The sequence below is a fragment of the Pseudohalocynthiibacter sp. F2068 genome (assembly GCF_023015645.1).
Classification (GTDB): domain Bacteria; phylum Pseudomonadota; class Alphaproteobacteria; order Rhodobacterales; family Rhodobacteraceae; genus Pseudohalocynthiibacter; species Pseudohalocynthiibacter aestuariivivens.
This window is the reverse complement of the sequence record NZ_JALKAK010000006.1, coordinates 21,591-36,349: the sequence shown is the minus strand read 5'-3', so window position 1 is coordinate 36,349 and position 14,759 is coordinate 21,591. Positions and strand designations below refer to the sequence as shown.

Sequence of the window (14,759 nt, the reverse complement as noted above, 5' to 3'; positions counted from 1 at the left end):
AATTTTATAGCGAGATTCCGTCAATAAATTTTCTGAGCAGCAGTTTTCAAAGAGCTGACACGAAGCCTTAGTATAGTATTTGCCAGAGTTTCTTAGATTCTTGATGTCTGTTACTCAGATCTAAGCGTTCAGTTTAAAGAGAATCTCAATGACAAAAGACGAACTATCTTTTGATGAATTTGACGAAGCGAACGATCCACGTCCGGAAATGACTGGCTTTGACAAGGTGGTTGATCAGGCGTTCTCGCGCCGGGGTTTCCTTGGCGGGGTGATGACATTCGGTCTCGGAAGTTTTCTTGTTGGGACAACATCCATACACCCGGCAAATGCAGCAGAGGACCGGTTTGGCTTTGCCCAGGTCGCTGCAAACACTGATGATACCGTTACCGTTCCCGAAGGATTTGATTGGGAAGTGCTCGTTCAGTGGGGTGATCCGCTATGGTCTGACGCTCCTGAATTTGACGAGGCGACACGCGGTACAGCGTCAAGTCAGAAGAGCGCATTTGGCGATAACAATGACGGTATGTCGTTCTTTGCCAGAGATGGCCGAAACATCATGGTTGTGAATAATGAATATACAAACCGGAAAATTATGTGGGGCAACCGCCCTGAGAATAAACCCCAAACTGACGATGACGTTGAAAAAGGCTTGATGGCACATGGTGTTTCAATTTTTGAAGTTGTCAAGGAAGGTGCACATTGGCGCGTCGTTTTGGACAGTGACCTCAATCGCCGTATTACACCGCAAACCGCGATGGAGCTTGTTGGCCCGGCAGCCGGGCATGATTTACTAAAAACGGCTGCAGATCCATTTGGAACACGTTCCTTTGGGACGTGGAACAATTGTGGGAACGGTGAAACCCCTTGGGGCACCTATCTGGCGTGCGAAGAAAACTTCAACGGCTATTTTTCGTCGTCAGATCCAAATCTGGAACGGACTGCTCAGCAACAACGTTACGGGATCAATTTGAAGGATTGGGGCTATGGCTGGGTGCGGATTGACGAGCGTTTTGATATTGCAAAGCATTCTAACGAGCCCAATCGTGCCGGCTATGTCGTTGAAATTAATCCATTTGATCCAACCTCGACACCAAGAAAACACACGGCACTGGGGCGTTTCAAACATGAAAACGCAGAAGTCGTAATAGCGAACAATGGCCAGGCCGTCGTTTATATGGGCGACGATGAACGCGGTGAATTTCTGTATCGTTTTGTGTCTGACGAGGTTCATTCCACAACGGGCGATAATCGCAACTTGCTGAGTTTCGGCCAGCTTTTTGTGGCGAAGTTTCATGATGATCTAACCGGTGAGTGGCTCGCATTGACGCCTGAAACAACAGGAATGAGCGATGCCGAAATCCGGGTATTCACCCGTCAGGCCGCGTCGGCTGTTGGTGCAACAACGATGGATCGCCCGGAATGGGTGGCCGCTAATCCGACGAAAACAGAAGCCTATGTTGCCCTGACAAACAATAAGAACCGCGGAATGAAGCCAAATAACGGAGGCGATGAAACATCTGTAAATGGCCCCAATCCACGTACAGAAAACCAGTATGGTCAGATCGTCCGCTGGGTGCCGGAAAACGAGGACCACACCTCAACCCTCTTTAGATGGTCCCTCTTTGCGCTGGCGGGAAACCCGGATGTGCACACCGATGCCTATGCCGGCTCTCCCAATATCAATTCAGGCAACATGTTCAATTCGCCTGACGGAATGAGCTTTGACACTATAGGGCGGCTCTGGATTCAGACCGACGGCAAATATTCGAATGACGGAGATTTTGCGGGTATGGGCAACAACCAGATGTTGGTCGGTGATACTGCGACGGGCGAAATCAGGCGTTTCATGGTCGGTCCAAAAGAATGCGAAATCACCGGTTTGTGCTGGTCCTCTGACCGCCAGACACTTTTTGTGGGTATCCAACACCCCGGTGAAAAAGGCGGGAGCCATTTCCCCAATGGCGCAGACACTGTGCCACGGTCGGGCATTGTCGCGGTAACTCGGAACGACGGTGGCCAGATAGGGTAGAATTCCTAGCTGTCACAGCACCTCCAGATACCCCAAAGTCCGGGGGCGTTTATTTTGCTATTTTGCGAAATGCTGTTCAAGATTTAATGGTCCACGCAGACAAGCATTTCAGAATCGTTTATTCAGAATTCAAATATTAAAACTATTGACTGGACGATGGATTTGAACTGAGGCAGGGTCTTGTGGCTTTTGGAAGTTCAAATGTGTTTTTTGGGACGGGGGATTCAATGAAACAAGACCTGTTCACCACACGATATCAAAGTGGAAAAATCAAATGAGATATGTGAAGGCTGAGAATCTTGAGACTGCCGCTGCTCTCTTAAACGGAGAACCCGGCATTTCGCGAATTTTAGCTGGCGGAACGGATGTTCTTGTTCAGTTAAGGTCAGAAGCTGTCGAGCCTGACCTGATTGTCGACATGAAGCACCTTGACGGAATGCGCGACATTACACCCGAAGACGGAGGTTTTCGGGTTGGTGCTGCGGTCTCGGGTGCTGAACTGGGCGAGCACAAAGAGGTTTGCGCATTGTGGCCTGGGGTTGTTGAGGGGTTTGAACTGATTGGATCCACACAGGTACAGAGCAGGGCGACCATGGCTGGGAACCTGTGCAACGGGTCCCCTGCTGCAGACAGCGTTCCGGGCATGATTGCCGCAAATGCGACTGCGCGGATTTTTGGTCCGGAAGGTTTCCGGAATTGCCCCGTAGCGGATATTCCAGTGAGTCCTGGGAAGACGTCCTTGGCCAAAGGAGAGTTTATCACATCGATCCTGTTGCCTGCACGACCTGCGCGCGCCTCTGACGCTTATCTGCGGTTTATTCCACGCACAGAGATGGATATTGCCGTATCCTCTGCGGCAGTCAGTCTCGAGCTTGATGGTGACGGCACATGTACAGCTGCGCGCGTTGTAATTGGTGCTGTGGCCCCGACCGTTCTACTTGTTCAGGATGCAGGGGCAGCGCTTGAAGGGACAAAACTGGATGACGCCGCAATTGCCAAGATGGTTCAAGCTGTTGAAGCAGCATGTAGTCCGATTGATGACAAACGCGGAACCGTCGAGTTTAGAACCAAAACAGCGGGTGTTCTTGCCAAGCGCGCAGCCCTGATCGCCTATGAACGTGCCGGAGGCAAAAAATGAAAAACTTCCATGTTTCAACAACGATAAACGGCGATGATGCTGAATTCATCTGTACACCAGACGAAACCTTGCTTGATGTTCTGCGCAACCGGCTCGGGCTGACTGGTGCGAAAGAAGGCTGCGGAACGGGTGACTGCGGGGCGTGTAGCGTTACACTGAACGGTCGGCTGGTTTGTTCCTGCCTAGTCCTTGGTGCAGAAGCAGAAGGTGCTGAGATTGAAACCATCGAAGGTATGGCCGACGGCGATGACCTGCATCCACTGCAGCGGGTGTTTATTGACAAAGCTGCTTTGCAATGCGGGGTCTGCACACCAGGCATTCTGGTTGCAGCGCGTTCACTGCTCGAAAAGAACCCCGAACCAACCGATGAAGAAATCCGTTACTGGCTGGCTGGCAATCTTTGTCGCTGCACAGGATACGACAAGATTATCAAAGCAGTACAGATTGCTGCGGCTGAGATGAGGAGCGTTTAATATGGCATTAGATACAAGCAACAAGCGCGAATTCAAGGTTGTCGGCACACGGGTTCAACGCCCTGACGGGATAGACAAGGTCACTGGTAAAGCGATGTACGGGGCGGACGTCACCGCACCCGGTATGCTGATCGGGCGCATCTTGCGCAGCCCACATGCACATGCGCGGATCGTATCGCTCGATACGTCTGCAGCAGAGGCGCTTAAGGGGGTCAAGGCGGTTGTCACTACGGCTGACCTGAGTACCCCGGAAGATGATTATTTCGCTGATATCCGAGACAACTGTTTGGCCCGTGAAAAGGTTCTTTACGATGGCCATGCCGTTGCAGCAGTTGCCGCGACAAATAAACATGTCGCCAAAGAAGCGTTGAAGCTCATCAAGGTTGAATATGAGATTCTGTCGCATGTGACCGACGTTGACGAGGCCATGAAAGCAGATGCTCCCATCGTGCAAGAAGGCCGCGCGGATGAAAGCGTACACGAAGGCTGGTCGCAAAACGTTACCAGCCATTTTGAGTTTGGTCACGGTGATCTGGAAGCTGGTTTTGCCAAGGCAGACAAGATCGTCGAACGCACTTTCAAAACGGCAGCGACACATCAGGGCTATATTGAACCTCATGCCTGTCTTGCGTCTTTGGGTACAGATGGTCGCGGGGAGCTTTGGTGCTGCACGCAGGGCCAGTTCCTTGTCCGTACCAAATGCGCAGAGATTTTGGGTATCGAAGCCAGTCAATTGCGTGTGACGGCATCTGAAATCGGTGGCGGTTTTGGCGGCAAGACAACAGTCTTTATCGAACCTGTAGCGCTCGCGCTTTCACGCAAAGCCGGGCGACCCGTAAAACTCGTGATGAGCCGCGAAGAAGTGTTTCGCGCCTCTGGACCAACCGTTTCATCCTCTATTGACGTGAAAATCGGAATGACGAAAGACGGGCGTATTACGGCAGGGCAGGCGAAGCTGCGTTATCAGGGGGGTGCGTTCCCGAACGGTACGGTTGAATTTGGCTCGCAAGCGGCCTTCGCAGCCTATGATCTTGAAGCCGTTCAAACCCTTGGCTGGAACGTCATGACAAACCGGCCGAAAGAAATATCATATCGTGCACCGGGTGCACCGATGGCGATTTATGCTGTCGAAAGTGTGGTGGACGAGTTGTGTCAGGAACTTTCGCTTGATCCGCTTGAAACCCGGCTAAAAAATGCCGCACGCAAAGGAACGCTGTCGTCTTATGGGCCGACGTTTAATGATATTGGTCTGGTGGCAACGTTGGAGGCCGCAAAGACGCATCCGCATTACTCAGCCCCATTGGGAAAAAATCAGGGGCGTGGTCTTTCCTGCGGGTTCTGGTTCAATTTTGGTGGCAATACCTGTGTTTCGCTGAATCTGAATTCTGACGGGACAGTGGGCGTTGTCGAAGGCAACCCCGATATTGGCGGTTCACGCGCTTCGATTTCGATGATGGCGGCGGAAGAGCTGGGAATACCCTACGAAAAGGTGCGTACCGTCATTACAGACACCAATTCGCTTGGCTACAACGACGTGACTGACGGTAGCCGAGTAACTTTTGCGGTTGGTCTGGCTACCATCGAAGCCGCGCGCGCAGCGATTAAAATAATGTGCTCACGCGTCGCTAAGATCTGGGGCATTGATGAGGAGGCCGTGGTCTGGGAAGACGGCTGTGCGAAGCCATCTGGCCCGAATGCCGGGGAGTTCCCGCCAATGACAATCGCTGAAATTGCTGCGATTGCGGACAATACTGGCGGGCCAATTGCCGGGCATCACGAGGTCAACGCGGATGGCGCCGGGGTGAGCTTTGGTGTGCACATTGTTGATACCGAGGTGGACCCGGAGACAGGTGCCACTAAAATCCTGCGTTACACGGTGTTTCAGGATGCTGGTAAGGCGGTGCATCCCGACTACGTTGAAGGCCAGATGCAGGGCGGTGCCGTGCAAGGTATCGGCTGGGCGCTGAACGAAGAGTATATCTATGGCGAAGACGGCAGATTACAAAACCCGGGCTTTCTGGACTATCGGATACCCGTGGCGTCGGACTTGCCACCAATCGACACGGTGATCCTGGAAATCCCGAACCCGGGGCATCCTTATGGGGTGCGCGGTGTTGGGGAAACCTCGATTGTGCCGCCACTGGCAGCCATTTCAAATGCCGTGTCACGTGCCACTGGGGTTCGGATGACGGAACTTCCGATGTCCCCGCCAAAACTGCTTAAGGCGATGTCGGAGCGCTGAAGACATGGTGAAAGTCAAGCTTTGGGGATCACTACGGACCCTGGCGGACGGGAATGAATATGTCGAGGTTGAAGCCAGCAATTTCAAGCAATTGCTGGATCAGCTTTCGACAAAGTATCCAGCCCTGAAACCACAGATCAAACGCGGAGTTTCCCTGGCGCTTGATGGCGTGATTTACCGGGAAGCGTGGTTCACTGAAATCAGCGATGAAAACGAGATCGTTCTAATGCCCTATATGGTGGGGGGCTAAGCTCAAAGAGGGATATTGTTAGGTATGCAGTTGTGGTCGCGCAGGCGCTTGGGAATTGACATTCCTGCAAACGCTAAAATGTCCGCTATGCGGGGTGGATTCAACTGATCGCCGCAGCCACGTAAAACCCGAGTATTTCTAAAATGCACCTCGCAAGAGAGAAAAATTAGAAATTAGGAAAACCCCAGTCGTGGGCAAAATAAAACAACCAAATCTTAGCCGACGATAATGAGCACAAAGCCGCTCTGAATCTCTCCTCTGCTTAATAGTTGAGTGGCTTGGGCGAGACAGATTGACTTGAGCTCTTCGCAACACTACCACACTAATAGGTTGTAAGCAGAGTTAAGAAATGGCAATTCGAGGTGAATACATAAAGCGCGATATGCGATTGAAAATTCACGTTTCATGCAGGGAGTTATATTCCGAAATAGAAATCGAGAAAACCTTTGCTGATCTCTACAAGGCGCTAGAAAAGATTGTAGAAAGCCTCGAAGATAAAAGCATCTATTTCTTCAGTATAGAAATTGAATGCGGCAGCAACACCATGGAGCCGGAAACTGTTGGATACCCTCAAGCAGCATACCCTGAAGGAGAATACAATCCTTGGGAAGCCCAACGCTTGGATTTTTGGCTATCCGCATTCAAAGCACCGCATTTGCATCAGCACATTAAAGACTGGTTTGTACGGCTAGAAGAAGTTCTGGAGCAAATAAAGGGCTATAAACGGTCAGCGGAAGGTTTGTGGGAGGATGAATATACGCAATTTTGCGAGCCTTTGATTAGTTATCTAGCCAATTGCGACATAGAATTCGTTCCTTACTACACCCGTTTGTTGCGCAGGTGGGACCTGATGCACGAGGTGAAACAGCTTGAAGTGATAGACGCAATTTTCCGAAAATTTGGCGCCTGTGCAGAAACCGAGGAGCTGTTATATTGCCGTGTCGTAGAAACAGAGGGCCAACACGGAATAGATCAGGTGGAAAAGCTTTTTCCTTTCCTCCAAGAAGAGTATGGCGACTTCACTAAATCGCTGCTGTTCCGGCGAATGGTTGCTCGATGGCACGCCAAAGAACTGGAGTTGCACACAGAAACCGCAAACGCTTGGAATTCGGCTGAGTGGTTTATCTTCAAGGGTTGCAGCCACAAAGAACTTGAAGACGGGGCAAAACGCATCCTCGATGAGGTTGTCGGTAAATCTAAATAGGTCGAACGTTAGCAGAAAATCGAGGGACTGCGTCCCTTTTGCCATTCCTTAGTAATAACGCTCTTGTATGTCCTCAAAGGGCTCATTGCAGTCCTCTGGCCCTTTCTAACGGATGATCGCTTTTCTTCTGAGGCGCGGCGTGCAGTGGAACATTGCTCTCGCTATAGCGCCCACGACCTGCGTTCCCGCTTGGTCGCAACACATGCTACTCAGGAATAAGGTTTTCAAAATCTTTTCCAACGATGTTTTTAATGAAGCTGGCTAAATCTGCGTATGTCGCAGATTTCCCTGCACCCTTTCTCCAGACCAGACCTATGGAACGCGATACACTGCGATCTCTGACAGGGAGCGTTACGACATCGCCAAGATTTGATACTTCTGACTGCGCATAGAGTGACGGTAAGAAAGTTGTTCCCATATTCATGGACACCATCTGACGAAGGGCGTCCAGGCTGGTCCCCTCATAGTCGCGGATAAGGTCTGCACCATAGTCTTCGCACAAGGCGTGCACCTGATCATGCAGGTGATAATCTGGCGCGAGCGAAAGGACGGGTAAGCCTTTCAGGTCGCGTACTGAAACATCACTCTTGCGCGCGAGGGCATGATCTGAAGAAACGGCGAGAAAAAGTGGTTCTCGGAACAGCCGCTGAACGACGAAATCGGACTTATGAACAGGCAGCTGAGCAAGGATCAGATCGTGCAGGCCGGTGCTCAGTTCGTCTTCCAGCTTGTTTGGCACACCTTCGCGTATGTATAGTTTTACGTCCGGATGCTCGCGGTGAAGTGCGGCAACAACCCGTGGCAAAAGATACGGCCCCAACGTAGCCTTCACGCCAAGTCTTATTGTGCCGGCAAGACCATGCTCTGCCATTGCAGCAAAATCGGATATAGCCTGCGTTTCAAGCAATATCTGCCGGGCACGCTCTACAATCTCGCGTCCGGTGGGCGTTAAATTGACCGTTCCACGCGCGCGTTCTACCAGCCGGGTGCCGAGCACATCTTCCAATATCTGAATCTGAACGCTCAATGTTGGCTGGCTTACGCCGCAAGATTCTGCCGCGTGGCGAAAGTGTTTCTGGTCCGCAAGAGCGACGAGATACCGAAATTGTTTTAGCGTTGGGTTTGTCTGCGCCATTTTGAGCTCCTGAGTAGGGCAATTCTTGATAGGTAATTACTATCACAAAATAATAGTTTTCCATATTTAATTTGTTGTGTGGCCACCCCAGTTTTGGCTTAACGAAACGCCCAAGCAGCGATACAGAAGGGGATTTGAAAATGTCAAAAAGACGCATTCAACTCAGAGTCCGGATGAATGGGCTAAAGCGTTGGGCAAAACTGGTGAACGATCAAATCAAAGATGAAATGAAACGGCCACTTCCCAATGCCTTGCGATTGAGGGCGTTAAAGGCGAGGCGCCTTAAGTTAAAAGATAATCTTCGTAGAATATCGAAATGGCCGGCTACGCCCGCCGAGTGACTTTATGAAAACTTAAGAACCAAAAATCGTTTCTTCAGAACCAATTGCAGCGGGCCACCTAGAACTTCTCCTCGCGTCAGACCAAACGAACAAACTTATCGAAAGAATGGAAAAAAACATGAAATGCCCTGTGGATAATAATGACCTGATCATGAGCGATCGCAACGGTGTTGAGATAGACTATTGCCCAACATGCCGGGGTGTTTGGTTGGATCGCGGAGAGCTGGATAAGATTATCGAGCGTTCAGCAGCGCCAGTGACCCAACAACACGAAAGCCACCGCTCCATGCACCCGGGGTACGCAGAAAAATACAGTCACCCCAAGAAACAGAAAAGGAAGAGTTCGTTGCTAGGCGAAATCTTCGATTTCTAATTCGCAAACCAACTTCAGAAAATTTGAGCGGCCCTCCGGTTTTGGAGGGAACCGCAGTTTTTATGTGTAAGGAGCTTTGAATGCCGGAAAGACTAGTACAGGGATATCAGCGGTTTCGCGATGGATATTTTATTGAAAACAAAGAAAAACTGGCAGCCCTCGCGATGGAGCAAAAGCCTCGCATTGCGTTGTTGTCTTGTTGCGACTCCCGGGTTGACCCGACAACGGTTTTTGACGCGGCACCCGGTGATCTTTTCGTAATACGAAACGTTGCGAATCTCGCGCCACCTTATGAACAGGAAGGTGTATTTCATGGGACGAGTGCAGCGCTTGAATTCGCTGTTACCGGCCTGGAAGTTTCGCATATTGTCGTTTTGGGACACGCGAACTGTGGCGGGATTCGCGCATTGATGGATAAGTCGCCAAGCGATGATAAAACCTCTTTTATCGATCGGTGGATGACAATAGCTGCACCGGTTCGTGAACATATTTGTGCCTCGGGCGAGATGCCTGACGAAGAGCGTTATGCAACCTGCGAACGTCAGGCAATTGCGCATTCGCTCCGGAATCTGATGACCTATCCCTGGGTAAAGACCCGGGTGAACGCGGGAACACTTTCGTTGCACGGGTGGCACTACGATTTGGCAGAGGGAACACTGTCATCGCTCGATCCTGAGACAAAGAGCTTTTTACCCCTTCGCTGAGCCGCGATTATTGGTTTTCGTACTGCTCATTGATCAATGAGCTGAACAAATAAATTTCACCTATGACAAAACGGAATGAACATGAAAAATCTGAATAAGGACGCAATAGCAGGGCTTTTACTGGCATTCGCAGCCGTTCTTGGCCTCTTGTCCGAGAACATTTCGTTTTTGCGTCCGTTCTACGACCTTTTCTTAAATGCCAATGTGACCGTAGCTGTTGGGGATGCGGGCATTTCAAAGCCGTTGTTGTTGTGGATCAATGATGGCCTTATGGCGGTGTTCTTTCTGTTTGTTGCCTTAGAGATAAAGTGCCAAATCCTTGAGGGGTCTTTGTCGAGCTGGAAGCGCGCGGCGTTGCCATTTTATGGCGCAATTGGTGGTATAACGATCCCGGCTCTGGTGTTTTTGTCAGTTGTAGGTTGGAGCAGTGTAGAGGCACGCGGTTGGGCGATACCCGCCGCGACAGACATTGCCTTTGCGTTGGGCGTACTCAGCTTGTTTGGCAGCAGGGTGCCTGTCGAGCTAAAAACATTTTTGTTGGCGCTTGCTATCGTCGATGATCTTGCAGCTATTTTAATTATAGCCCTGTTCTACACGAGCAAGCTATCGATCATGGCTCTCAGCCTGGCGTTCCTGGTTGGCTTTGCTCTGATCTTGCTCAACCTTTTCGGCGTAAAGCGATTTACCCCCTACGTTCTTCTGGGTGTGATCTTGTGGGTCTGTGTTCTGAACTCTGGGGTTCATGCAACGCTGGCTGGTGTTGCAATCGGATTCGCCATTCCTTTAGAGCGTGACGAAAAAGGAAGATCGCCTGCGATTTCGGCTGAACATGGATTGCACGGCTGGGTCACATATATGGTTATGCCTCTGTTTGCATTTGCAAATGCCGGAGTGCCGCTTGAGGGTTTGAATTTTGACCTTCTGACTCAGCCGCTGACGCTTGCGATCATTCTTGGGCTTTTCATTGGTAAGCAAGTTGGTGTTTTTGGGGCAGCTTGGGCTGCGATCAGATTTGGCCTCGCTGAAGCGCCGCGAAGTGCGAGCATGTTGCAGCTTTACGGCGTAAGCCTTTTGTCGGGCATCGGTTTTACGATGTCGTTGTTCATTGGCGCGCTCGCCTTTATTGACGCGGAACACCAGTCGCTTGTTCGGATAGGCGTTATAGTGGGCTCGATCCTGTCAGGGGTAACCGGTGCGCTTGTGCTTTACATTGCAGGGCGAGAGCCAGCTTACGAAATGCAGAAGTCCTAACCGTTACTCTGACAGCAAAGCGAAGCACTTGAACATGATCAACACGGAAAGATTGCGACGCTTTCTTGAAGCAAAAAGCACGACTCGTTTCATTCTCGGGGTGATACTGTTCAATGCCGTTTTGCTTGGGATGGAGACATCGCAAACAATAATGGGCCACTTCGGCCCGGCGATACTTTTTCTTGATAATCTTTGTCTGACGATTTTTACGGTCGAAATTGCCCTTAAACTAGCGGCCTACAGGTTGAGTTTTGCCAAAAGCGGTTGGAATCTTTTTGATCTGGCAATTGTGGTAGTCTCACTTGTACCTGTGGGGCAGGGGTTCACTGTTCTACGCGCCCTTCGCATTCTACGGCTACTGCGTGTCATTTCAGTTTCACCCAGTTTGCGTAAAGTCGTGGAAGGTTTTGTTGCTGCATTGCCGGGTATGGGGTCTGTGGTGATCCTGATGAGCATGATATTTTACATAAGTGCAGTGATGGCGACCAAGCTGTTCGGGATAGCAAAGCCCGAGTTTTTTGGTACGCTTGGCGCATCGGCCTACTCACTTTTCCAGATTATGACATTGGAAAGTTGGTCGATGGGTATTGTAAGGCCCGTTATGGCGGTACAGCCCTATGCTTGGGTGTTTTTTGTTCCGTTTATTTTGATAACGACTTTTTCGATCGTAAACCTTTTGGTCGGCCTCATTGTCAACTCCATGCAAGACGTGAGCAACCGTAGTGCTGTGGATGAAACCACCCATCACCGGGACGAGGTTTTGGTACGGTTGACAAAGATTGAAGATGCTCTTTCAAAACTATCCAGGGCGGATCGAAGCTTAGGTAAATGAGAGAGAAAAGGTTGGAAATTCCTTTTCTAACAAGGGTCTATGTAGATTTTGGCAAAGAAAGTTCAGGCTTCATATATTTCCTAAGCGGCTAAGCTCGCAAATATTTGCGAGAATAAATGATCCACTAAAGTCGGTGTTTCGTAGTTAAAGTACTTCCCAATACTGGGGAGCATCAAAATTTATAGGGGACCCAGATATGAACCGACGTTTTGCCTTGAAAGCCACCTTGTTCGCAGGTGCCGCAGCTTTGATTACCGCTTGCGCACCAATGATCGATGATGGCGATGATATCGTCGATATCGCAGCATCCAATGATGATTTTTCAACACTTGTTGCTGCTGTTCAGGCTGCAGGTCTTGTTGACACTCTTAAAAGCGACGGACCCTTCACAGTGTTTGCGCCGACGAATGAAGCATTCGCAGCGCTTCCAGCAGGAACAGTTGATACGCTGCTGAAACCCGAAAACCGAGACCAGCTTGTCAGCATTCTGACATATCATGTTGTTCCGGGTGCTGTTACTTCTGATCAGCTGGCTGGCAACAAACTGGATGTGGCAACCGTGCAAGGCCAGACCGTTCACATCAACGCGACGCATGGCGTTAAAGTTAACAACGCTAATGTGACTGCGGCGGACATCATGGCGACGAACGGAGTGATCCACGTTGTTGATACGGTTTTGCTCCCTAAGTAACGATCTTTCGCCGCTGCAACCCGGCTTGCAGCGGCAACACTGTGCTGCGCGTTGATTAAAAGCCAGCCAACAATCAACGCCTCGCACTGATAGCAAAGAAAACGGGAAACAACGTATAAGAAATCTACCTGACGACAATTTAGGTGTATGGAACCAAAGGATTCACTTCTTTCTTGCCACGATAAATCGACTTGGTGGTGATGCTGGGTATGACCCAGTTTCCAAAACCTCGAACCCTTCGCGCGCTATGAGGTTTTCAAGCTCTTTCGCTTTAAGAAAACCAACATAGGGTGCGAAACCAAAAATCCGCATCAGCCGGATGATGACCCGTATATGCCAACCCTTTTCTGCCAGACAGACCGTTTTTGAAATGAAGATTCCGCCTGTTTTCAACAAGGTGTTCATCCTGTGAACAGTCGTAGGCAGATCTTCGAGCAAATGCAAAAGATTGAAGGCGAGAACCACATCAAATGACTCTGGTTCCATCGCTTCATTCAACGCCGAAGAGCGTACAAAACTCACATTCTCAATCTGCTGTTCAGTTGCCTTTTGCGTTGCGATTTTAATCATTGTGCCAGAGATGTCGCTGGCGGTGATCTGCTTGGCAGAATGTGCCAGCAATAGCGCGGTGGACCCTGTACCGCATCCAACCTCAAGCACTGCATCTACTTTTGTCAGATGCGCCTTGGTGCGTTCCATTGTTTGATTGTAGGCTTCAACGTTTTTGATCGGGCTTTTGGCATATTTTTTGGCCACTTTATCCCAGAACCGCGCTTCTTTACTCATGACAGTACTCCTATGCCGCCCATCTAAATATGCATTTACTTTAATTGAATTGCGAAAAACTGCATTTGTTATATACAAATATGCATGAATTGGCAGGCTGTTTCATTTGACTGGAACCATGTGCGCGCGTTTCTCGCAACGGCCGAGGAAGGATCATTGTCGGCTGCAGCGCGCGTCCTTGCACAGACCCAACCTACGCTTGGCCGCCAAGTTGCAGCACTTGAAGAAAAGCTTGGCGTGGTTTTGTTTGAACGTGTTGGCCGGTCATTGTCGCTCACACAATCGGGCCTTGAGCTGTTGGAACATGTCAGGGCGATGGGTGATGCAGCCAGTCGAATCTCTCTGACCGCGTCCGGCCAATCTCAGACGATTGAAGGGAACGTTCGTTTAACAGCGAGTGATGCAATGTCTGCCTATTTCTTGCCACCTGTTCTAAAAAAGCTTCGTCAGGTCGCGCCGGGATTAACGGTAGAGATTGTCGCCTCCAATACCGTCCGTGATTTACAACAGCGCGAGGCCGACATTGCAATCCGCCACATCCGCCCGGAACAACCTGACCTGATTGCCAAATTGGTACGAGAGACAACTGCACATCTCTATGCTTCGACTAAATTCCTTGATGAACAGGGGCGGCCGTCTTCTGCCGATGATCTGAAGAACGTTGTTTTTATTGGGTTCGAAACATCCGACCGATTGATTTCTGGGCTAAACGAGCTCGGGCTTTCGCTGACAAATGAAAATTTTAAACTGGTTTCCAACAGCGGGGTGGCAACCTGGGAGATGGTGAAGCATGGGTTGGGAATTGGTGTGATGGTTCGGGAGGTTGCGGAGATGACGCCGGATATTGAACTGGTTTTACCCGACCTTGTACCGATACCTGTGCCCATCTGGCTCGTTACTCATCGCGAGCTACATACAAGCCGCCGTATCCGTTTGGTCTTTGACCTTTTGGCAGATGCGTTTCGAAACTGAGAAGTACAACTGTTGTCAGCCTGAACTTCGAGACGTGAAAGCAGTTAGGACCGCGCTGCGATCATCAACCGCTCCAGTCCTTCATCCGCTCTTGCAACAACCCGCTCGGCGTCTGCGAGTTGGTCAATCAACGCGGTCAACAGCACTTCGGCTTGCTGTGTATCTCCTTGGTTCGAGCTGTCCTGAATCGCAACCGAGCGAGAGGCAGCAAACCTCAGCAAATCCAGAGCTGCACGGATATCGGCACCCGATACATTGATTTCCATGACAAACTCCCTCTTTCCCAAGTGCGTTACGAGGTTTCCCTCCGATTGGTATTTGGGAACAGAGGCATTACA

General features: G+C 50.3%; 15 protein-coding genes. 12 read left to right on the top strand and 3 right to left on the bottom strand.

Features of this window, described 5'->3' with window-relative positions; genetic code table 11:
- Nucleotides 1-148 precede the first annotated feature (148 nt).
- The 6 genes from MWU63_RS08755 (at nt 149) to MWU63_RS08730 (ending at nt 7,336) form a co-directional block, all read left to right on the top strand.
- Nucleotides 149-2,029 (top strand): PhoX family phosphatase, encoded by a 1,881-nt coding sequence (locus MWU63_RS08755; protein ID WP_213887704.1) that lies wholly within the window; start codon nt 149-151, stop codon nt 2,027-2,029.
- 274 nt (nt 2,030-2,303) lie between these two features.
- Entirely contained in the window at nt 2,304-3,167 is an 864-nt protein-coding gene (locus MWU63_RS08750; RefSeq protein ID WP_247077596.1) for a xanthine dehydrogenase family protein subunit M, read from the top strand.
- Nucleotides 3,164-3,640, top strand: coding sequence for a (2Fe-2S)-binding protein (locus tag MWU63_RS08745; RefSeq protein WP_213887706.1), 477 nt, complete (start codon nt 3,164-3,166; stop codon nt 3,638-3,640). Before MWU63_RS08750 ends, MWU63_RS08745 begins: the two co-directional genes overlap by 4 nt.
- Before the next feature lies 1 nt (nt 3,641).
- A complete protein-coding gene (locus MWU63_RS08740; RefSeq protein WP_213887707.1) occupies nt 3,642-5,882 on the top strand; it encodes a xanthine dehydrogenase family protein molybdopterin-binding subunit in 2,241 nt (746 codons plus the stop codon).
- Between the two features lie 4 nt (nt 5,883-5,886).
- Nucleotides 5,887-6,132 (top strand): MoaD/ThiS family protein, encoded by a 246-nt coding sequence (locus MWU63_RS08735; RefSeq protein WP_213887708.1) that lies wholly within the window; start codon nt 5,887-5,889, stop codon nt 6,130-6,132.
- 349 nt (nt 6,133-6,481) lie between these two features.
- Nucleotides 6,482-7,336, top strand: a complete 855-nt coding sequence (locus tag MWU63_RS08730) for a hypothetical protein (RefSeq protein WP_247077593.1) — start codon at nt 6,482-6,484, stop codon at nt 7,334-7,336.
- A gap of 205 nt (nt 7,337-7,541) precedes the next feature.
- Here MWU63_RS08730 and MWU63_RS08725 read toward each other — a convergent pair whose 3' ends face one another.
- Nucleotides 7,542-8,471: a hydrogen peroxide-inducible genes activator gene (locus MWU63_RS08725; RefSeq protein WP_213887710.1), complete on the bottom strand. Its 930-nt coding sequence runs from the start codon at nt 8,469-8,471 to the stop codon at nt 7,542-7,544.
- Nucleotides 8,472-8,918: 447 nt separating this feature from the next.
- Here MWU63_RS08725 and MWU63_RS08720 point away from each other — a divergent pair, with 447 nt between their 5' ends.
- The 5 genes from MWU63_RS08720 (at nt 8,919) to MWU63_RS08700 (ending at nt 12,663) form a co-directional block, all read left to right on the top strand.
- The gene (locus tag MWU63_RS08720; protein WP_348646225.1) at nt 8,919-9,185 is read left to right on the top strand and encodes a zf-TFIIB domain-containing protein; all 267 of its coding nucleotides are present in this window, start codon (nt 8,919-8,921) and stop codon (nt 9,183-9,185) included.
- 80 nt (nt 9,186-9,265) lie between these two features.
- Nucleotides 9,266-9,889 (top strand): carbonic anhydrase, encoded by a 624-nt coding sequence (locus tag MWU63_RS08715; RefSeq protein WP_213887713.1) that lies wholly within the window; start codon nt 9,266-9,268, stop codon nt 9,887-9,889.
- 81 nt (nt 9,890-9,970) lie between these two features.
- Nucleotides 9,971-11,140: a Na+/H+ antiporter NhaA gene (gene nhaA / locus MWU63_RS08710; RefSeq protein ID WP_246531581.1), complete on the top strand. Its 1,170-nt coding sequence runs from the start codon at nt 9,971-9,973 to the stop codon at nt 11,138-11,140.
- 34 nt (nt 11,141-11,174) lie between these two features.
- Entirely contained in the window at nt 11,175-11,972 is a 798-nt protein-coding gene (locus MWU63_RS08705; RefSeq protein ID WP_213887715.1) for an ion transporter, read from the top strand.
- Between the two features lie 196 nt (nt 11,973-12,168).
- Complete coding sequence (locus tag MWU63_RS08700; protein ID WP_213887716.1) at nt 12,169-12,663, top strand: fasciclin domain-containing protein; 495 nt, start codon at nt 12,169-12,171, stop codon at nt 12,661-12,663.
- Nucleotides 12,664-12,825: 162 nt separating this feature from the next.
- On the opposite strand, the gene MWU63_RS08695 is transcribed toward MWU63_RS08700, so the two are convergent.
- Nucleotides 12,826-13,449, bottom strand: coding sequence for a class I SAM-dependent methyltransferase (locus MWU63_RS08695; RefSeq protein ID WP_213887717.1), 624 nt, complete (start codon nt 13,447-13,449; stop codon nt 12,826-12,828).
- A gap of 84 nt (nt 13,450-13,533) precedes the next feature.
- On the opposite strand from MWU63_RS08695, the gene MWU63_RS08690 reads away from it, so the two are divergent.
- The gene (locus MWU63_RS08690; RefSeq protein ID WP_247077590.1) at nt 13,534-14,421 is read left to right on the top strand and encodes a LysR family transcriptional regulator; all 888 of its coding nucleotides are present in this window, start codon (nt 13,534-13,536) and stop codon (nt 14,419-14,421) included.
- 44 nt (nt 14,422-14,465) lie between these two features.
- Here the strand turns inward: MWU63_RS08690 and MWU63_RS08685 are convergent, their stop codons facing one another.
- Nucleotides 14,466-14,687 carry a hypothetical protein gene (locus MWU63_RS08685; protein WP_213887719.1) on the bottom strand — a complete coding sequence of 74 codons (222 nt, stop codon included), beginning with the start codon at nt 14,685-14,687 and terminating at the stop codon, nt 14,466-14,468.
- Nucleotides 14,688-14,759: the final 72 nt, after the last annotated feature.